Source organism: Nitratireductor sp. XY-223 (assembly GCF_004959855.1).
Lineage (GTDB): Bacteria > Pseudomonadota > Alphaproteobacteria > Rhizobiales > Rhizobiaceae > Hoeflea_A.
Genome location: NZ_SPNT01000002.1, coordinates 418,835 through 438,116, shown reverse-complemented (window position 1 = coordinate 438,116; position 19,282 = coordinate 418,835). Strand labels below are relative to the sequence as shown.

At 62.8% G+C, this 19,282-nt stretch carries 17 protein-coding genes; 13 read left to right on the top strand and 4 right to left on the bottom strand.

What is annotated here, in order from left to right; translation table 11 throughout:
• Nucleotides 1-13 precede the first annotated feature (13 nt).
• The gene (gene rocF, locus E4M07_RS08660; RefSeq protein ID WP_136657908.1) at nt 14-943 is read right to left on the bottom strand and encodes an arginase; all 930 of its coding nucleotides are present in this window, start codon (nt 941-943) and stop codon (nt 14-16) included.
• A gap of 116 nt (nt 944-1,059) precedes the next feature.
• Here rocF and E4M07_RS08655 point away from each other — a divergent pair, with 116 nt between their 5' ends.
• Both E4M07_RS08655 and polA read left to right on the top strand, forming a co-directional pair.
• Nucleotides 1,060-1,500, top strand: coding sequence for an Lrp/AsnC family transcriptional regulator (locus E4M07_RS08655; protein ID WP_136657907.1), 441 nt, complete (start codon nt 1,060-1,062; stop codon nt 1,498-1,500).
• 68 nt (nt 1,501-1,568) lie between these two features.
• On the top strand, nt 1,569-4,517 hold the full coding sequence (gene polA, locus E4M07_RS08650; RefSeq protein ID WP_136657906.1) for a DNA polymerase I: 2,949 nt from the start codon (nt 1,569-1,571) through the stop codon (nt 4,515-4,517).
• Nucleotides 4,518-4,525: 8 nt separating this feature from the next.
• Here the strand turns inward: polA and E4M07_RS08645 are convergent, their stop codons facing one another.
• Entirely contained in the window at nt 4,526-4,966 is a 441-nt protein-coding gene (locus E4M07_RS08645; protein ID WP_136657905.1) for an NUDIX domain-containing protein, read from the bottom strand.
• Between the two features lie 152 nt (nt 4,967-5,118).
• Between E4M07_RS08645 and E4M07_RS08640 the strand changes: the two genes are divergently transcribed.
• Nucleotides 5,119-6,051, top strand: coding sequence for an NAD(P)-dependent oxidoreductase (locus E4M07_RS08640; RefSeq protein ID WP_281404979.1), 933 nt, complete (start codon nt 5,119-5,121; stop codon nt 6,049-6,051).
• Nucleotides 6,052-6,153: 102 nt separating this feature from the next.
• Here E4M07_RS08640 and E4M07_RS08635 read toward each other — a convergent pair whose 3' ends face one another.
• Both E4M07_RS08635 and E4M07_RS08630 read right to left on the bottom strand, forming a co-directional pair.
• Nucleotides 6,154-7,104 carry an AEC family transporter gene (locus tag E4M07_RS08635; RefSeq protein ID WP_136657903.1) on the bottom strand — a complete coding sequence of 317 codons (951 nt, stop codon included), beginning with the start codon at nt 7,102-7,104 and terminating at the stop codon, nt 6,154-6,156.
• A 99-nt stretch (nt 7,105-7,203) separates the two neighbouring features.
• Entirely contained in the window at nt 7,204-7,851 is a 648-nt protein-coding gene (locus E4M07_RS08630; RefSeq protein WP_136657902.1) for a GntR family transcriptional regulator, read from the bottom strand.
• Between the two features lie 253 nt (nt 7,852-8,104).
• Between E4M07_RS08630 and E4M07_RS08625 the strand changes: the two genes are divergently transcribed.
• The 10 genes from E4M07_RS08625 (at nt 8,105) to E4M07_RS08580 (ending at nt 19,143) form a co-directional block, all read left to right on the top strand.
• Nucleotides 8,105-9,268, top strand: coding sequence for a zinc-binding dehydrogenase (locus E4M07_RS08625; protein WP_136657901.1), 1,164 nt, complete (start codon nt 8,105-8,107; stop codon nt 9,266-9,268).
• A gap of 4 nt (nt 9,269-9,272) precedes the next feature.
• The gene (locus E4M07_RS08620) at nt 9,273-10,199 is read left to right on the top strand and encodes a dihydrodipicolinate synthase family protein (RefSeq protein WP_169054139.1); all 927 of its coding nucleotides are present in this window, start codon (nt 9,273-9,275) and stop codon (nt 10,197-10,199) included.
• Between the two features lie 24 nt (nt 10,200-10,223).
• Nucleotides 10,224-10,673, top strand: a complete 450-nt coding sequence (locus tag E4M07_RS08615; protein WP_136657899.1) for a hypothetical protein — start codon at nt 10,224-10,226, stop codon at nt 10,671-10,673.
• A gap of 131 nt (nt 10,674-10,804) precedes the next feature.
• Nucleotides 10,805-11,866: a C4-dicarboxylate TRAP transporter substrate-binding protein gene (locus E4M07_RS08610; RefSeq protein ID WP_136657898.1), complete on the top strand. Its 1,062-nt coding sequence runs from the start codon at nt 10,805-10,807 to the stop codon at nt 11,864-11,866.
• A 58-nt stretch (nt 11,867-11,924) separates the two neighbouring features.
• The gene (locus E4M07_RS08605) at nt 11,925-12,425 is read left to right on the top strand and encodes a TRAP transporter small permease (protein WP_136657897.1); all 501 of its coding nucleotides are present in this window, start codon (nt 11,925-11,927) and stop codon (nt 12,423-12,425) included.
• 44 nt (nt 12,426-12,469) lie between these two features.
• Nucleotides 12,470-13,816 carry a TRAP transporter large permease gene (locus E4M07_RS08600; protein WP_136657896.1) on the top strand — a complete coding sequence of 449 codons (1,347 nt, stop codon included), beginning with the start codon at nt 12,470-12,472 and terminating at the stop codon, nt 13,814-13,816.
• A 26-nt stretch (nt 13,817-13,842) separates the two neighbouring features.
• On the top strand, nt 13,843-14,145 hold the full coding sequence (locus E4M07_RS08595; RefSeq protein ID WP_136657895.1) for a DUF1330 domain-containing protein: 303 nt from the start codon (nt 13,843-13,845) through the stop codon (nt 14,143-14,145).
• Between the two features lie 30 nt (nt 14,146-14,175).
• Nucleotides 14,176-15,150, top strand: a complete 975-nt coding sequence (locus E4M07_RS08590) for a quinone oxidoreductase (RefSeq protein ID WP_136657894.1) — start codon at nt 14,176-14,178, stop codon at nt 15,148-15,150.
• A gap of 467 nt (nt 15,151-15,617) precedes the next feature.
• Nucleotides 15,618-18,089, top strand: coding sequence for a PAS-domain containing protein (locus E4M07_RS08585; RefSeq protein ID WP_136657893.1), 2,472 nt, complete (start codon nt 15,618-15,620; stop codon nt 18,087-18,089).
• 103 nt (nt 18,090-18,192) lie between these two features.
• Nucleotides 18,193-19,143 carry an adenylate/guanylate cyclase domain-containing protein gene (locus E4M07_RS08580; protein WP_136657892.1) on the top strand — a complete coding sequence of 317 codons (951 nt, stop codon included), beginning with the start codon at nt 18,193-18,195 and terminating at the stop codon, nt 19,141-19,143.
• The last annotated feature ends 139 nt before the right edge of the window (nt 19,144-19,282 follow it).

The window sequence follows — 19,282 nt, the reverse complement described above, 5'->3', positions numbered from 1 at the left end:
TCCTTGTTCTCGCTCAATAGGACCGCGTCGGGCGGTCCATGACCCGCTTGCCGAACAGGCTGGCAACCAGGTCCACCATCAGTTTCGCGGTGCGGCCGCGCTCGTCCAGGAACGGGTTGAGCTCGACGACATCGAGCGATGTCACCAGGCCGCTGTCGTGCAGCATCTCCATGACGAGGTGGGCTTCGCGGAAAGTGGCGCCGCCCGGAACGGTTGTGCCCACCGCCGGCGCGATCGTCGGATCGAGAAAGTCGACATCGAGGCTGACATGCAACCGTCCGTCGGCGGCGCGCACCCGCTCCAGAAACGCGTTCAGAAGGCTCGGCACGCCATGTTCGTCGATCGACCGCATGTCGTGCACGCTCACGCCGTTGCGGGTCAGGTCCTCGCGCTCGTGCTCGTCGACGGAGCGGATGCCGAACAGGCACACATTGCGCGGATCGACGGTTGCGTGAAGCGGCGGGAAATGCGCCTCGAAACCCGGCTGGCCGGTCACATAGGCGACCGGGGTTCCGTGCAGGTTTCCGCTTTTCGTCGAATCGAGCGTGTGAAAGTCCGGATGGGCGTCCAGCCACAGCACGAACTGGGTGCGCCCCTGCTCGGCCGCATGGCGCGTGACGGCCGGAACGCTGCCCATGGAAATCGAATGGTCGCCGCCCAGAAACACGGGCAATTCGCCCTCCGCGGCGGAGCGGTAGCCCATCTCGCTGAGCGCCCGCGACCAGCCGATGGTTTCGCCGAGGTTGCGGATGGCCGGATTGGCGTGCGTCACGCCGTTTTCAGGCGCCGCGCGGGCGTTGCCCCGGTCCCGGACATGGTAGCCGAGGCCGGTCAGGACATCGCTGATTCCGGCTGTCCTGAGCGCGTCCGGCCCCATCAGGCAGCCGGGCTGGCTGGCTCCGGTCTCCACGGGTGCTCCGATCAGGCTGAGATGGGTCGTCATTTGTGTTGTCCGATTCGCATTTGGAGAATTATCCCTCTTACGATCGGCGGAAAAAACTTGGCAAATGATCCAATTTGAGCTATCGGATGCTCAAAATGGTATGAGAATTATCCGAAATGGACGGTACTGACCAGAAACTGATCTCGGCGCTGCGCCACAATGGCAGGGCCGCCATATCCGACCTCGCCGTCGAACTGGGCGTCTCGCGGGCGACGGTCCGCACCCGTCTGGAGAAACTGGTCCGGTCGGGCGAGATCCTCGGTTTCAGCGTCATATTGCGCTCCGACGCCTTCGAATTGCCGGTGCGCGGCATCATGCTTCTGTCGATCGAGGGGCGCGGCACCGACCGCATCGTGGCGAGGCTGCGCGGCATGCCCGAGATTACCGCGATCCACACCACCAACGGCAAGTGGGACCTCGTCGTGGAGCTGGGCACCGACACGCTGTCCTCGCTCGATGCCGTATTGCACAAGATCCGCCTCATCGAGGGCATATCGGCCAGCGAGACGAATCTCTATCTTGCGACCAAGCGCAGCGCCGAACGTCCGGCGATTTGACAGCAATGCGGCGTCAATTTGCCGTTGCGCCATGGACGCGGTGAAACGCCTGCGTTATCCCTTTCGCCATGAACAAGGACGATCATCTCTTTCTCGTTGACGGCTCGGGATACATATTCCGCGCCTACCACGCATTGCCGCCGCTGACCCGCAAGACCGACGGCCTTCCGGTTGGCGCCGTCTCCGGTTTCTGCAACATGCTGTGGAAGCTCCTGTCGGAGGCGCGCGACACGTCGGTCGGCGTGACGCCCACCCATCTGGCGGTCATTTTCGACCATTCCTCCCAGACCTTCCGCAAGGAGATGTATCCGGAATACAAGGCCAATCGCTCGGCGCCGCCGGAGGATCTCATTCCGCAGTTCGGGCTGATCCGCGCGGCGACGCGCGCCTTCAACCTGCCCTGCATCGAGATGGAGGGATTCGAGGCCGACGACCTGATCGCCACCTATGCGCGGCTCGCCGAGGAGGCCGGCGCCGACACAACCATCATCTCCTCCGACAAGGACCTCATGCAGCTGGTGACCGACCGGATCGTCATGTACGACACCATGAAGGACCGCCGCATCGAGGCCCCGGAAGTGGTCGAGAAATGGGGCGTTTCGCCGGAAAAGATGATCGACCTGCAGTCCCTGACGGGCGATTCGACCGACAATATTCCGGGAATTCCCGGCATCGGGCCGAAGACGGCGGCGCAGCTTCTTGAAACCTTCGGCGATCTCGACACGCTGCTCGAGCGGGCCGGCGAGATCAAGCAGAACAAGCGGCGCGAGAACATCATCGAGTTCGCCGACCAGGCGCGTCTTTCGCGCGAGCTGGTGACCTTGCGCAAGGATGCGCCGGTGGACGACACGCCCGCCGACTTCAGGCTCGAGCCGCAGGACGGCCCGAAGCTGATCGCGTTTTTGAAGGCCATGGGCTTCAACGCGCTGACGCGCCGCGTCGCCGAGGCGACCGAGACCGACGCCGCGGCGATCGAGGCGGCGGACGTGCCGGTGGAATGGGGCCCCGAGGCGCGCGGACCCGACCTCGACGCCGGTGACGCGCCCGAACCGAAGGCGGTGCCGCGCGCAGCGTCGGGCGGCGGCTGGAAGCCGGCGGATCTTGCCGCCGCGCGCGCCAGCGCGGCGGCCGACGCGAAGATCGACCATGAAAGCTATGCCTGCATCCGCGACGCGCAGACACTCTCCGGCTTCATCGCCGTGGCGCGCGAGACCGGCGTTGTCGCGTTCGATACGGAATCCACGTCGCTCGACGCCATGCAGGCCGAACTCGTCGGTTTCTCACTCGCCTATCAGCCGCAGGACGGTGCCTCGAACGCCGCCGGCCCGGTCAAGGCCTGCTATGTGCCGCTCAGCCACAGGAAGGGCCAGGACGATCTGCTCGGCGGCGGACTGGCAGACGACCAGATCCCCATCGACGACGCCCTGGCACAGCTCAAGGCGCTGCTCGAGGATCCGGCGGTCCTGAAGATCGCACAGAACCTCAAATATGACTGGCTGCTCATGAAGCGCTACGGCATCGAGGTGCGCGGCTTCGACGACACGATGCTGGTTTCCTACGCGCTCGATGCAGGCCGCGGCGGCCAGGGCATGGATGCGCTGTCCGACCGCTGGCTCGGCCACAAGCCGATCGCCTACAAGGAGGTGGCAGGCAGCGGCAAATCGGCCGTGACCTTCGATTTCGTCGAGATCGACAAGGCGACCGCCTATGCCGCCGAGGACGCCGATATCACACTGAGGCTCTGGCAGGTCCTCAAACCGCGCCTCGCCGCCGAGGGGCTTGCCTCCGTCTATGAGCGGCTCGAGCGGCCGATGGTGCCTGTGCTGGCAAAAATGGAATTGCGCGGCATCAGCGTCGACCGGCAGATCCTGTCGCGGCTGTCCGGCGATTTCGCGCAGGGCGCCGCCGCGCTCGAGGACGAGATTTACGAGCTCGCCGGTGCCAAGTTCAACATCGGCTCGCCCAAGCAGCTCGGCGAGATCCTGTTCGGAAACATGGGCCTGCCGGGCGGCTCCAAGACGAAGACCGGCCAGTGGTCGACCTCGGCGCAGGTGCTCGAGGACCTTGCGGCCGAAGGCCACGAACTACCGCGCAAGATCGTCGATTGGCGCCAGCTTACCAAGCTGAAATCCACCTACACGGACGCCCTGCCCGATTACATCAATCCGGAAACGAAACGCGTCCACACCTCCTACGCGCTGGCGGCGACGACGACCGGCCGGCTCTCGTCCTCCGACCCGAACCTGCAAAATATTCCCATACGCACGACCGAGGGCCGCAAGATCCGTACCGCCTTCGTGTGCGAGCCTGGCAACAAGCTGGTCTCGGCCGACTATTCGCAGATCGAATTGCGGGTGCTTGCCCATGTCGCCGACATCGACGCGCTCAAGCAGGCCTTCGCCGACGGCATGGACATCCACGCTATGACCGCCTCCGAGATGTTCGGCGTGCCGGTCAAGGACATGCCGTCCGAGGTTCGCCGCCGCGCCAAGGCGATCAATTTCGGCATCATCTACGGCATTTCCGCCTTCGGTCTCGCCAACCAGCTGGGCATCGAGCGCTCCGAGGCGAGTGACTATATCAAGACCTATTTCGAGCGCTTTCCGGGCATCAAGGACTATATGGACAACACCAAGGCCGCGGCGCGCGACAAGGGTTATGTCGAGACGATCTTCGGCCGCCGGGCGCACTACCCGGACATCGCCTCCGGCAATCCGCACATGCGCGCTTTCAACGAGCGCGCTGCCATCAATGCGCCGATCCAGGGCTCGGCCGCCGACATCATCCGCCGCGCCATGATCCGGATGGACCCGGCGCTGGAAGAGGCGGGGCTTGCCGCGCGCATGCTCCTGCAGGTGCATGACGAACTGATCTTCGAGGTGCCGCGGGACGAGGTCGACAAGACTATTCGTGTCGTGACCGACGTGATGGAAAATGCCGCGATGCCGGCCGTCGCGATGAAGGTGCCGCTGAAGGTCGATGCCCGCGCCGCCGACAACTGGGACGAGGCGCACTGACGCGCTGTTCAGCCGCCGCCCAGCAGCGCGACCAGGTCCTCGGGATAGACGGTGTCGGTGGTTTTCAGGATTTCGCCGCGTGTCCACCAGCGGTGCTCTTTCATCACCTGCGTTTCCAACACGGTCCAGCCGCTGCGTGACACAGTGGGCTGTTGCACCGCGATGCGGAAAAAGCGTTCGTCCGCTCTGACGATTTCACCGTCCGGAAGCTGCAGTTCGAATTGTCGCCGCGCGATTTCCGGTCCGACATCGCCGGCTTCGATCCCCGTTTCCTCTCTCAGCTCCCGCAGGGCCGCACGCCTGAAGGTTTCGCCCGCTTCAAGGCCGCCGCCGGGCGTTGCCCAGTAATCCCGGCCGGCGAGCGGTCCGCGCTCGAACACGAAGCGGAAGAGCAGCACCCGTCCACGCGGGTCGAGAACGATCAGCCTTGAGGCAGGGCGTGTGCGCATGGTCCGTCCGCCGATGTCCGGTGTGTGTTTCGAGGAGGCACATCGGATAACCGATTTGCGGCTTCTTGGACAGACCGCGCGGCGTTGCAACGGTTAACCTCTAACGATTATCGATAAAAGTATTGACCTTTGCCGAGGAAAACCCAAGCCTTGTGGCGCAATCGGGGTTGGGAGAAGAAACGATGAATTCCGACGTGGGCATGATCGGACTGGGCATCATGGGCTCGGCCATGGCCGGCAATCTCTTGAAAGCAGGGTATTCTGTAGCCGGCTATGATCCTGATAAAGCCGCCATGGCAGGGCACCGCGAAGCCGGCGGCCTTGCCGCCGGTTCCGCCGGCGAGGTCGCCGAAAGCGCCCCGGTGGTGCTGCTGTCCCTCCCGGGCAGCGCGGCCCTTGCGGCCGTGACCGCCGAGATCTGCGCCAGCGGTGCGGCGGGCCGCATCCTGGTCGAGTTGAGCACCCTGCCGATCGAGGACAAGACCGCCGCGCGCGACGCGCTGCAGGAAAAAGCCGTTGTGCTGCTCGACTGTCCGGTGAGCGGTACCGGCGCGCAGGCGGCGAAGGGCGACCTTGTCGTCCTTGCCAGCGGCGACGAGCAAGCGGTGGAGCGCTGCAGACCCGTCTTCGACGCGATCGCCCGCCAGACCCGCTATCTCGGCGCCTTCGGAAACGGCATGAAGATGAAATTCGTCGCCAACCTGCTGGTCGCCATCCACAACACGGCCGCCGCCGAGGCGCTGCTGCTGGCGCAGATGGCCGGGCTCGACCTTGAGGAGACCTACGCCGTGATCGGCGCCGGTGCCGGATCGTCGCGCATGTTCGAGCTGCGCGGCCCGATGATGGTGTCCGGCCGCTATACGCCGCCGACGATGAAGAACGACGTCTGGCGCAAGGATCTCGACCTGATCGCTGGCTTCGCGGCCAGTCTCGGCTGCCCGACGCCGCTGTTTTCAAAGTGCGACCGGCTCTATGCCGGAACGCTGACGCCGGACCGCGCCCAGGAGGATACCGCCGCAATCAAGCGTGTGCTCGACGACATGGCCGCGGAGCGTGCCGACGAGGAGAGCGGACCGGCCAGATGATCCAGGCCAAACTTGCGACGGTTGCAGGTAAGAATGCACGGGTGGGTCCCTGTCAGAATTGCCCTGGAAGACCCGCCTTACGCCACACGGGCCCGGCCGCAATCAGATTGAAAAAGAACCTGGATAAATGCGTGACAGCGCAATCAGCCACAAAACGAGCGTAATGACCGAAATCGCGGTCGTCAGCGATATCGTCTCGCCAGTTAGCTCCTCCGACAGATGGTATTGTTTCGCAAATATGTACTCGCTCTTGGATGTCGGCAGTGCGGCGGATACCACGACTGCAACGGCGACAAGCGGGTCAGCACCTATCACCAGAACAATCAAAAGAGCGAGAGCTGGCAGGATTATCAGCTTGGTCGAAGCAGCCACGAGAACGATCTTCCCGCTTTCGACAATCGAGGCTGGTTTGATTGACATGCCGACAGCAAAAAGGGCACACGGCGCCACCGCGGCACTCAGTATATCCATGTAGTTGACCACGATTTTCGGCAGAGTGAGCGGGCTTATTGCATAGGCAAGACCGACGATGGTCGATAACACCAGCGGATTCAGCACAGCCTTTTTCATGTGTTCGAGCTTTGAGCCCGAACCATCAGTCGTATCCGATCTGTCTAATTCAAGGAAAAAGATCTGGATGAGGAACAACGCGATGACAACGATGTTGGCCAGAGCGGCCAGTACGATCACCTTGTTGCCGAACAGGGAGTGCAGCAGTGGCAGGCCGATGATGCCCGTGTTGCAAGCAACGGAAATCATGGCCAGCATTGTTGCCGCAACTGGACGTGACTTGAGAACATATATTCCGAAAGCCAGCATAAGGAAGAACACAATCACCAAGGCGCCACCAAAGCCGATGATGAAGGGCCAGTTCAAAAGCGCCCATGTTTCCTCTTGCGCTATGACAACGAAAAGAAGTGCCGGGATGGCCACATAAAAAAGGAACTGGATCAGCGAATCCCCGACCGAGTCCGGAAGCAATTTCAGCCGGGAAAACAGGTATCCGGTGACGATCACCGCAAAAACCGGAAATATCAGTTCAACAACTTCCATGCGTCGCCCTCACAGAGTTATCGGTGAGTCATAAAGCATGTCTTGGCAACACTTGTGAAGATCGCTGCAAAGGCTGACCGCGCCCTTCCAGGCCAATCTCTAGGATACGGAACCACCGTCCGGCTTGTTGTCGAGGACATGCTGTTTCGCCGTTTCATGGGCAAGCGCGCCGTCGCCCGCGGCTATGGCCTCCACGATCGGCAGGTGGGATTCGGCGAGGTCGATGAGGTTGCGGCTGCTGCGCGCCACGTTGACCATGGTGCGCATCTTGACGTTGAGCGTTTCCCACATGTCAAGCAGCACCCGGTTTCCCGAGCCTTCGACGATGGCGCGGTGGAACGCCATGTTGTGATCCGCGAATGCCATTGAATCGCCCTTGCGCGCCGCCTTCCTCATTTTGGCGACACAAGCTTCCAGCCCGGCCTTGAGCGCAGCGCCGTTCCGGGCGGCCAGCTCGCTGGCATAGCCCTCGAGTTGCGCGCGTACATCGTAGATCTGGCGCAGTTCCTCGTCCGAAATGACCCGCACCCGCGCGCCCTTGTTGCGCAGTGTCTCGACCACCCCCATCGCCTCCAGCTCGCGCAGGGCTTCGCGCACCGGCGCCTGGCTGGTGGCCATCTCGCCGGCGATCTTCAGTTCGACCAGCCGGTCTCCGGGTTTCAGGGCGCCGGTCATGATCCGGCTAAGGAGGCGGTCTCGGATCTGCTGTGACAGGGATATTCGGGAAAGCGGCGGTGCAGTCGACATGGTTCTGAAGTTAACGGATTCCCTTGTTGCGGGACCTGTTTCGGGCGCGGTTTATGGCTTCACGATATAGACGATTGCCGCCAAATGCCAAGAGACAAGCCCTGTTTTCGTGGCGAAATTCACGATTTTTTCGATAATCTTTGACCGATTATCGATAATATTTGACTCATGATAGGCGCTGTGTATCATGATCTGAGAAATCGATTTTCGGGGATCGTACAGCCACGGTCCCTTCTCCAGACTGGATGCGTGAATGGCCAGCGAAAGCTCCGTGAAGATGTCGTCTGACATGCCGATACCCGAGACCATGAAAGCCTGGGTCCTCGGCGACCCGGACGAATTGCGGCTGACGGAAAAGCCGGTCCCGGTGCCCGGCAGGGCCGAGATCCTGGTTCGCATCGACGCCGTCGCGATCTGCGCGACGGATCTGGAGATCATCCACTACGGCACACCGGCACTGATCGGCGGCGGCCCGCCCTTCAACAAGAACTTCACGCCGGGCCACGAGTATATGGGCACCGTCGCCGCCCTCGGTCCGGGGGTCGACGAGTTCGAGATCGGCGACCGCGTGACGGTGGAGATCCACGCCGGCTGCGGCCAGTGCAAGCGCTGCCGCCAGGGCATGTATACCTCGTGTCACAATTACGGCCTCAACTACGGTGACCTCGACAAGGGTCACCGCGCCAACGGCTTCACCACCGACGGTGGCTTTGCCGAATACGCGGTCAACAACATCAACACGGTCATCAAGGTGCCGGACGGCATGTCCGACGAGGAGGCCACGCTGGTCGTCACCGCGGGCACGTCCATGTACGGCCTGACGGAACTCGGCGGTCTCGTCGCCGGCGAGAGCGTCGTCGTCACCGGCCCGGGTCCCATCGGCCTGCTCGCCGTCGCTGTCGCCAAGGCGCTCGGCGCGTCGCCGGTCATCCTGACCGGCACCCGCGATGCGCGGCTGGACATCGGCCGGAAGCTCGGCGCGGACCACGTGATCAACGTGCGCGAGACGGATGGCGTCGAGGCGGTCAAGGAGATCGTCGGCACGCGCGGCGCAGACTACGTTGTCGAATGCGCCGGCACCGAGGTCGCTATCAACGATGCGATCCACATGACCAATCGCGGCGGCAAGATCTGCCTTGCCGCCTTTCCGCACGATCCGGCGAAGGTCGACCTGCCGCACGTGGTCAAGAACAACATCTATCTTTACGGCATTCGCGGCGAGGGGCGCAGCGCCACCCATCGCGCCATGGCCTTCATGGCCGGGCGGCGTTTCGACGCCTCGCTGATCCATACCCACACCTTCGCGCTCGACGATCTGCCCGAGGCGTTGCGCTATGCGCGCGAACGGGTCGAGGACGCAATCAAGGTGGTGGTCAAGGCGCGCGGCGTGGGCGAGAAACTGCAGGTGGCGGAGTAGCACCATGAGCAAGGCCAACAGGGGTGTTTACGCTGCTTCTCTCACACCGGTCGGACCCGGCGGCGAGCCCGATGGCAGAAAACTCGCGGACTATTGCCGCTGGAACCTCGAACAGGGCCTTGACGGCGTGGCGCCGCTCGGCACGACGGGCGAGGGCAACTCGCTGCCGCTTTCGTTCCGCATGGAATTACCCGGCCTGTTCTCCGACGCCGGCTTCAAGTCCTCCGAGGTCATCTTCGGCACCGGTTCCTGCGCCGCCGGCGACGCGATCGCCGCGACCAAGGCCGCGGTCGACGCCGGATTTTTCAACGTCCTGGTCCTGCCGCCCTTCTATTTCAAGAATGTGTCCGACGAGGGTCTTTTTGCCTATTACGCGCGGCTGATCGAGGGCGTCGGCACCGACCGGCTCAGGGTCTATCTTTATCACTTCCCGCAGATGTCGATGACGCCCATCAGCATCGGCCTGATCCAGCGGCTGAAGCGCGAATTCGGACCGCTGATCGCCGGGTTGAAGGACAGTTCGGGCGATTTCGAGGGCACCCTCGGATTTGTCCGGGCAGCCGACGATATCGATGTGTTTCCGTCCAATGAGGGTGTGCTCCTGGAGGGGCTGGGCAAGGGCTGTGCCGGCGTGATTTCGGCGACGACAAATGCGTCGGCGGCCCTTGCCCGCGCAACCCTGTCGGCCGGTGGCGGCGAGGCGGCGGCGCTGCAGGAAACGCTGACGGCGGTCCGCGTCGCGATATCGCAGTATCCGCTTAGCGCCGCGCTGAAACAGATCGAGGCCTGGCGCACGGGCGACGATTCCTGGCTGCCGGTGTTTCCGCCGCAGGTCGCGCTGACGCCGGAGCAGAAACAACAGTTGAAACGTGATCTCGAGGCGCTGGAGCCGGCGAGTGGCATCCTGGGTCGCGGCCGCGCCGCCGCGTAACGGGGTCGAGCGAAGGAGAAGAAGATGGCTCAAACCAAGATCGTTGAGCAGCCGAGCACGGGCGACAACCCGCGGGCGCACTGGCCGCAGGAACTGCAGGACGAGTTCGAAAAACACGGCAACAACGGCGCCGTCGGCTCGGTTCTTGTCTCCGAGACCGACAAGGTCCGGGTCTGGCATCTGCATCTGCCGCCGGGCAAGCGCTGCCCTTTCCACCGTCATGTTCTGGACTATTTCTGGTCGGCCCATTCGCACGGCAAAGCGCGCGGCTGGTATGATGACGGCCGCATTCAGGATGTTGTGCATTATCCCGGCGAAACCCTGCATTTCAAGTTCGGGAAGGGCGAGGATTTCACCCACTCGGTCGCCAATATCGGCGACACGGACCTTTTGTTCACCACTGTCGAATTCAAGGACAGCGCCAACGCGCCGCTGCCCATTCCCGAAGAAGTGCGGCTGAAGGAGCCGGCTTGAGGCCCGGCGTGCCGGGCAAAAGCGAACCGACGGAAGGAGAATGCGACAACCGCCGCAGGCGGCAACCAGTTTCCAAGACCCGGGACCGGACGGATTTTGCCGGCCCATTTTGGAATAGAGGGAGGAAGACCATGAAATCGACTGCATTTGCAGCCGCCCTGACGGCGGCGATCGGTCTCGGCGCAGGCAGCGCCCTGGCCGAAAACATCAATCTGCGCATCGGCTCAGGCCACCCGCCGGGCGTTGTCTATGCCGGCCTCATGCAGAGCTACTTCCAGCCGGAGCTGAAGAAGCGCGTCGAGGAGCGGACCGACCACACGATCACCTTCGTCGAGGGGTATTCCGGCTCGATCGTCAAGGTGACCGAGGTTCTGGAAGGCGTTCAGGACGGCATCATCGACATCGGCGGCTTCTGTTTCTGCTTCGAGCCGTCCAACCTGCCGCTGCATGCCTTCCAGGTCATGCTGCCCTTCGGTACGATGGACCCGACGACCAGCCTGAAGACCGCGCAGGATGTCTACGCCAAGGTGCCCTACCTGCAGAGCGTGTTCGAGGACAAGTTCAACCAGAAACTGATCTCGCGCATTGCCGATGGCGGCTACAACCTGGGCACCAGCTTCCCGTGGGAAAAACTGGCCGACCTGAAGGGCGAGAAGATCGCCGGCGCCGGCCTCAATCTCAACTGGCTCGAATATGGCGGCGTGACGCCGGTCCAGAGTTCGCTGGCCACCGCCTATACGGAAATGAAGACCAATGTCTATGAAGGCTGGATCATGTTTCCGAGCGCCTGGGTCAACCTCAAGCTCTACGAGCCCGGCCCCTACTACACGCTGATCGGCTTCGGTTCGATCACCTGGCACGGCCTGACCATCAACACCGACACCTATAACGGCCTGCCGCCGGAGGTTCAGGAGATCCTGCTCGAGGTGGCCGCCGACTATGAGGAGCAGACGGGGATCGTCAACAAGGAACGCTACGCCAAGGATGTCGCGACCCTGCGCGATCTCATCACGGTGACGGAAATCGATCCGGCCGTGCGGGCGGACTGGGCCAATTCGCTGGCGACCTGGCCGCAGAAAATGGCGAGCGAGCTCGACGCACAGGGACTGCCGGCCTCCGAGGTTCTGAAGCTGACCATCGAGGCGGCCGAGAACAACGGCTATACCTGGCCGGTCCGCTACGACATCAAGTAGTCAGACAATCGTGCGGGGCCGCATCGGCCCCGCGCGCCATCCGCACCCGGAACGCTCCATGGCCCTCATTCGTCTCAATGACCGCATCACCAAGCTGCTGATGATCCTGGCGGCGTCCTGGGCCTTTGTCCTTTGCTTCATCGCCCTTGCCGACATCGTGTTCCGCGCCATGAACCTGCCCCTGCAGGGCACCAAGGAAATCGTCGCGAATTCCGTCGTCATGATCGTGTTCCTGCAGCTCGGTTTCGCCATCCGCAGCCGTTCCATGCTCAGTGCCGATTTTCTCATCCACGCGTTCGGGCCGCGGGCGCAGCGGGCGCTGGCGGCGTTCGGCTATCTCCTGGGCGCGGTGTTCTTCGCCATCCTGTTTCACGGCGGCATCGAGCTTGCGCTGCGCTCCTTCGCCAATGGCGAATTCGACGGCGAGGGCGCATTGCGGGTCCCGGTCTGGCCGGCCCGCTTCACGATACTGATCGGCAGCGCGCTGGCCGTCATCAACTATCTGCTTCTGGCAGCGATCGAACTGTTCGATCTGGATGTGGAGGAACTGACCCTTTGAACGCAACCCGTCCCGCCACCAACGCATCGGAGCTTTAGCGCGCCATGTTCGACGTCAACACGGTTGTCGTGATCATTGTCATGCTGCTCGGGCTGGTGCTGCTGGGCGTTCACGTCGCGGTCGCGCTGGGGATAACCAGCGTCGTCGGCATTTATCTGGTCACCGGCAAGTTCCAGATTGTCGAAAGGATGCTTGCGAGCACCGCCGCGGAGGCGCTGCGCGACTTCACATTCGCCGTCATACCGCTGTTCATGCTGATGGGTGAATTCATCGCCCGGTCTGGCGCGATCACCGACATTTACGCTGCCATCAATCGCGGCGTGCGGCGGCTGCCCGGGCGTCTGACGGTCGCCACCGTTATCGGCAACACCATCTTTTCCTTCGTCACCGGCGTTTCCATCGCGTCAGCCGCGGCCTTCTCCCGCATCGCTTATCCGGAGATGCGGGCGCTCGGCTATCACAAGGGCTTTGCCCTCGGCTCCATCGCCGGCTCGAGCTGCCTCGGCATGCTGATTCCGCCGAGCGTCCTGATGATCGTCTGGGGTATATTGACCGAGCAGTCCATAGGCAGGCTGTTCCTGGCCGGCATCCTGCCCGGCTTCCTGCTTGCCGTGCTGTTCCTGATCTATGTGGTCACCACCGCGATCCTGTGGCCCCAGGCGACGGGCGAGCATCGCCGCAAGGAAACGGCGGAGGACGGGGCAGCTGCACAGCCGCAGCCGCCGGAGGCGGACGGTCTCAAGGTGCTCGGCAGTTTTGCAGGCATAGGGTTCATCATCGTCGGCGTGCTTGGCGGTATCTGGTTCGGCATATTCACGCCGACCGAAGGTGCCGGCGCCGGCGCAGCGGTCGCGCTGCTTTTCGCCATCGTCAAGGGCATGCGCGGCCGCGAACTTCTGGCGGCGATCTTCTCGGTCGGCAAGACGGCGGCGCCGATCCTCATCCTCCTTTTGATGGCGGCGCTCTACTCGCGGACGCTGGCCATGACGGGCGTCACCTCGGCGATCCAGAACTTCTTTCTCGATTCGGGCCTTTCGCCCTACGTCATCCTGGCGCTGATGGTGGTCGTGTGGTTCCTGCTTGGCATGGTGATCGATTCCATTTCGATCATGCTGTTGACCGTTCCGATCTTCGAGCCGCTGGCGGCGGCGCTGGGATTTGACCGCATTTCATTCGCGGTGGTCGGCATATTGGCCATCGAGGCGGGGCTTCTGACACCGCCCTTCGGTCTGCTCGTCTACACGGTCAAGGCGGCGATCGCCGACCCGGATGTCGGGGTGCGCGAGATCTTCCGCTATTCGATCCCCTACTGGATCATCATGCTGATCGGCATGGTCTCGATCGTCGCCGTCCCCGGCATCGCCAATTACCTGCCCAACAAGCTCTTTTAAACGAGCGCAGCAAGGAGGAGCCGAACATGCCTGCCTATTGGGTCGCCCGTTCGAAGATCAACGATCCGGTCGCCTACAAGCGCTACACCGATGAGGTCCCGGCGATCATTGCGGCTTTCGGCGGCCGGGTCCTGGCGCGGGGCGGCGATTTCCGCATTCTCGAGGGGCCGGAGAAATTCCACCGTTTTGTCGTCATCGAGTTTCCTTCGCTGGACGATGCCGAGGCCTGCTGGCGTTCCGACGCCTACCGGTCCGCTTCCGCGCATCGCCGCGCCGGCGCCGGCGAGGTCGAGCTGATCCTCGTCGACGGCGGCGATGCGACGACATAAGCGGCAACCAACAATTCTGCGGAGAACAAGATGAAGACCACAGCAGTGATCATCAACGAACAGGGGCCGGCAGAGGTCATGCAGATCGTCGAGACCGAAGTCGGATCGCCGGGCCCCGGCGAGGTGCAGGTCGAACAGACGGCCATCGGGCTCAACTACATGGATGTCTATCAGCGCTCCGGACACTACCCGCTTGCGCTGCCCTCGGGGCTCGGACTGGAGGCGGCGGGCGTCGTGCTGCATGTCGGCGACGGCGTTTCCGATGTCGCGCCCGGCGACCGGGTGGTCTACGGCCCCGTGCTCGGCGCCTATGCCAGGCATCGCAATGTTCCGGCGGCAAGGCTGATCAGGATCCCCGACGGCATCGACGACGCCACCGCCGCGGCCGTGCTGATGAAAGGCATGACGGTCGAATATCTGATGTGCCGGGCCTATCCGGTGAAGGCCGGCGAGGATGTGCTCTTTTATGCCGCGTCCGGCGGAGTCGGCCACCTGGCAGGCCAGTGGGGAAGGCACATCGGTGCGCGCATGATCGGCGTCACCTCGGGACCGGACAACGTCCGCCGGGCGCTCGACAACGGCTACGCCGATGCGATCGACCGCAGGAGCGAGGACATTGCCGAGCGGGTGCGCGAACTGACCGACGGCAAGGGTGTCAGCGTGGTTTTCGACTCGGTCGGCAAGGCGACCTTCGAGGCGTCGATCGATTCGCTTGCCCCGCGCGGCTACTTCATGTCCTTTGGCTCGACAACGGGCGAGGCGCCGCCGGTGCCGCCGAGCCTGCTGCAGCACAAGGGATCGCTCTATTTCTGCCGGCCCACCCTCGCCAACTACGTGTCGGCGCGCGAGGATCTGGTTCATTCGGCGTCGAAAGTGTTCGAGCTGGTCGCTGCGGGTGCGCTCAATGTCTCGATAAGCCAGCGCCGCCCGCTCGCCGAGATCGTCGACGTGCACCGGGCTTTCGAGGCCGGCGAGACCACCGGATCGACCATTATCGTGCCGTGACTGCGGCGCACCGGGCGCCAGCGCCTGGCCTGCAAAGCACAGAAGGCCCTTCCGAAGAAGGACCTTCCATCGCGCCTGAGAATAATGTTCTCGTAATATATATAAAGTAGGCGCTGCTGAAATTTCGCTTCCTCGATCAGAGGCCGCCGCCCCCGAAGGCAATTTCCCAGAGCCTGTTTACAATTAAACTGTACAACATTGACCAACTCCACAACAACGGTTTTATACCGACTATGCCGATTTTTTAACGCAATGCGTAAAATTATCGATTCGGCGAACGCGGGCACGGCAACGCTTCGTTAACCAAACGCTTCAACCAAATCGCAGCAATCCGCTGCTAGGCTTCCCGCGTTTTTGCATTCGGCGACCGACAGGGTGGGGAACCTCGACGGTTGCGCAGCATGATCGCTGTGCACGAGATCCGGATCATGATTTGAGCTGAAGATTGGGCAAAGAGGAGAATCTTCATGGATTCGCCGCTTGAATGCCGTTTAACGGATATTGTCGAGAGCATCCCGGCCGGGTTTTTGATGTGCGATCCGGATGATCGCGTCGTGGCCTGCAATTCTCTGTACAAGCAATGGTTCTTCCCCGGTTGCGAGGAACGGCTTTCGCTGGGCATGACCTATCGCGAATTGCTTGATGCGTTCACCTCGCACAGCCCCTGTGCCACGAAGACAATGGACGCCGAGTGGACCGAGCGGCGCATGGCTCGGCGGCGCAATCCGGAAGCGCCGTTCGAGCATCGCCTCGCCGGCGGGCGGGTATTGCGCTCGTCCGAGATGCGCATGGCCGACGGCTCCACGATCAGCATCCATGTCGACATGACCGAACTGCATCGGCAGAAGGAAGAAGCCGACGCGAAATCCGACCAGCTCAAGGTGATCCTCGAAACGATCGACCAGGGCATCAGCATGTTCGACGGCGATCTCGAAGTCGTCGCCTTCAACGAGAGGTTCCTCGATCTTCTGGAATTTCCGGCCGATTTCGGAAAGACTGCCGGCAGGTTCCAGGACTTCATCCGCTTCAATGCCGAACGCGGAGAATACGGCGAAGGCAATATCGACGAGCTGGTCGAGGAACGCGTGGAACTTGCCAAACAGTTCCAGCCGCACCGGTTCGAGCGGGTGCGCCCCGACGGCACCGTTATGGAGATCCACGGAACGCCGATCCCCGGCGGCGGCATGGTGACCACCTATACAGACATCACGGAGCGCAAGAGCAGCGAGGACGCCCTGCTGAAGCGCGACGAGGAGCTGACCGAACAGAACCGGCGTTTCAACGCCGCGCTCGACAACATGTCGCAAGGCCTGTGCATGTTCGACAAGGACCGCCGGCTGCTGGTCTGCAACAAGCAGTTCCTCGAGCTCTATGACCTGCCGGAGCGTTTCGCGGAACCGGGCACGACCTTCGACGATCTCATCCGCTTCAGGATCGAGCGCGGCGACTATGCCGACATCGATCCGGACAAGCATCTAGAAAAATGGATCGAGATCATCGACTCGGGCGAACCGATGGTGAAGATCCAGACGCTGTCGAACAACCGGACGGTCGCCATCGCCCACCAGCCGATGACGGATGGCGGCTGGGTTTCGACTCACGAGGATACCACTGAACTGCAGCGCATCCAGGCACGGCTTGCGCATATGGCTCATCATGACGAGCTGACCAACCTGCCCAACCGGACGTTCCTGCGGGAGCGTGTCGAGACCTCGATAGCGGCGCTTGGACGGGACAAGAGCTTCGCGATCATGTGCCTCGATCTCGACCGGTTCAAGAATGTCAACGACACGATCGGACATCCCATGGGCGACAAGCTGCTGCAGGCCGTCGCCGAGCGGCTGCGCGGCTGCGTGCGGCAGTCCGATACGATTGCGCGCCTCGGCGGCGACGAGTTTGCCATACTCCAGGTCTCGGCGGACCAGCCGCAGGCGGCGACCGCGACGGCGGAGCGCATCTGCGAGGTTCTCGCCGAGCCGTTCGATCTCGACAATCATCAGGTGGTGATCGGTGCCAGTGTGGGCATTGCCGTCGCGCCGTCGGACGGCTGCGATGCCGACCATCTCATCAAGAATGCCGACATGGCGCTCTATCGCGCGAAAAACGACGGCCGCGGCATCTACCGTTTCTTCGAGGCCGAGATGGATGCGCGCATGCAGGCGCGGCGCAATCTCGAACTCGATCTGCGGCGTGCTTTCAAGAGCGGTGAATTCGATTTGCACTACCAGCCGCTGATCAATCTGGAATCGGACGAGGTGACCGGTTTCGAGGCGCTCCTGCGCTGGCATCACCCGGTGCGCGGCAATGTCTCGCCGGCGGAATTCATTCCCGTTGCCGAGGAGATCGGGTTGATCATTCCGCTCGGTGAATGGGTGGTGAACCAGGCCTGCATGGACGCCCGGCACTGGCCGTCGCACACCAAGGTCGCGGTCAACCTGTCGCCGGCGCAGTTCCGCAGTGAGAACCTGGTGAATTCCGTGTTCGGCGCGCTGGCCCGCTCGCGCATCGCCCCGCAGCGCCTGGAACTCGAGATTACCGAGCATGTGTTGCTACAGCACAATGATTCGACGCTGCATACACTGCACGCGCTGCGTGACATGGGCGTGCGCATCGCCATGGACGATTTCGGCACCGGTTATTCGTCGCTCAGCTACCTGCGCAGCTTCCCGTTTGACAAGATCAAGATCGACCGGTCCTTCATCAACGACCTGTCCAATCAGGACGAGGCCGATGTCATCGTCAAGGCGGTCGCCAGTCTCAGCCAGAATCTCGGCATGATGGCGACGGCGGAAGGTGTCGAGACGGAAACCCAGCGCGAGCAGGTCAAGGCCGCCGGCTATACCGAGATGCAGGGATTCCTTGTCAGCCCGGCCCGCCCGATCGCCGAGATCAATGCCGAGTTTTTCCCGGAGCTTGATCCGAAAAAGACCCGCGCCTGAGCGGCATCTTCATCACCTGCCGCCTTTCATTCGCCCCGCTGAATTCTTATATTTCCGCGTAGGCGCATATCGGTGGTCCTGTGCTTGAGCAGGGGGTGAAATCATGACCGCGACCGGTTCCAGGGTTGAACGTAAGCTGACGACGATCCTTGCCGCCGATGCGGCCGGCTACGCCAGCGCCATGGATGCCGATGAGGTCGGCACGCTTGCATCGCTGCGCGCGGCCCGCGAGATCTTCTCCAAATTCATCACCCGCCACAACGGCCGTATCGCCAATACCGCCGGCGACGGGCTGATCGCCGAGTTTCCATCCGTCGTCGAGGCCGTCCAGTGCGCCATCGAGGTGCAGCGTGAACTCGGCTCGAACGACCGTGAAGGCAGCCTGCGCTTCCGGATCGGCGTTCACCTCGGTGACGTGATGGTCGACGGAGAGGACCTGCTGGGCGAGGGGGTCAACCTGGCGGCCCGGCTGCAGGCCATGGCGGAACCCGGCGGCGTGCTCGTATCGCAACAGGTCTACGACCAGGTGCATTCGAAGCTGTCCGTGGGATTTCAGTATCTGGGCGAAAGGCGGCCCAAGAATTTTTCCGAGGATGTCCCGGTTTATTGCGTATCGTTTGCCGACGAAGAACAGCACGGCTGGTTTGGCCGGCACGGCCGCGGGACATCGCACAAGCCCACGCCGGAAACGCCGAAAATGCCGCACCGGGAAACGCCGCCCGCCGCCGATGCCGGTGAACTGCGCACACGCGTGATCCGGCATGCCAAGACGCTTGGCGCCGTCTGGATCGGTCTCCTGGCGATCAACCTGGCGACCGGTGGCAATTTCTGGGTCCAGTGGCCGGGTATCGTCATGCTGGCGACGATCGGCTTCGAGGCGGCGCCGTTGCTCGCGAGAGGTCGTTATGGCGTCTATGTGGCGCGGCTGGCGGTCGTGGTCGCCACGGCTGCCCTGGTCAATCTCTTCACCTGGTCGGGCACGCTCTGGGTTGTCTGGCCGGCGGGCGCGTTGGTCGTCGCCGAAGTCATTCGCCGCATCAATGCCCGCGCCTAGCCGGCGAACGCCCTCCGCAAAACTCCGATTTCAGGGGCCGCGCGCGCTTTTCACGCAGGCAATATGCCGATGTCGCCCCGTTGCCGACGGGGCCCGGTGACATATATTTCTCGTCAGTCCGAAATGTGTCGCTTCTCGC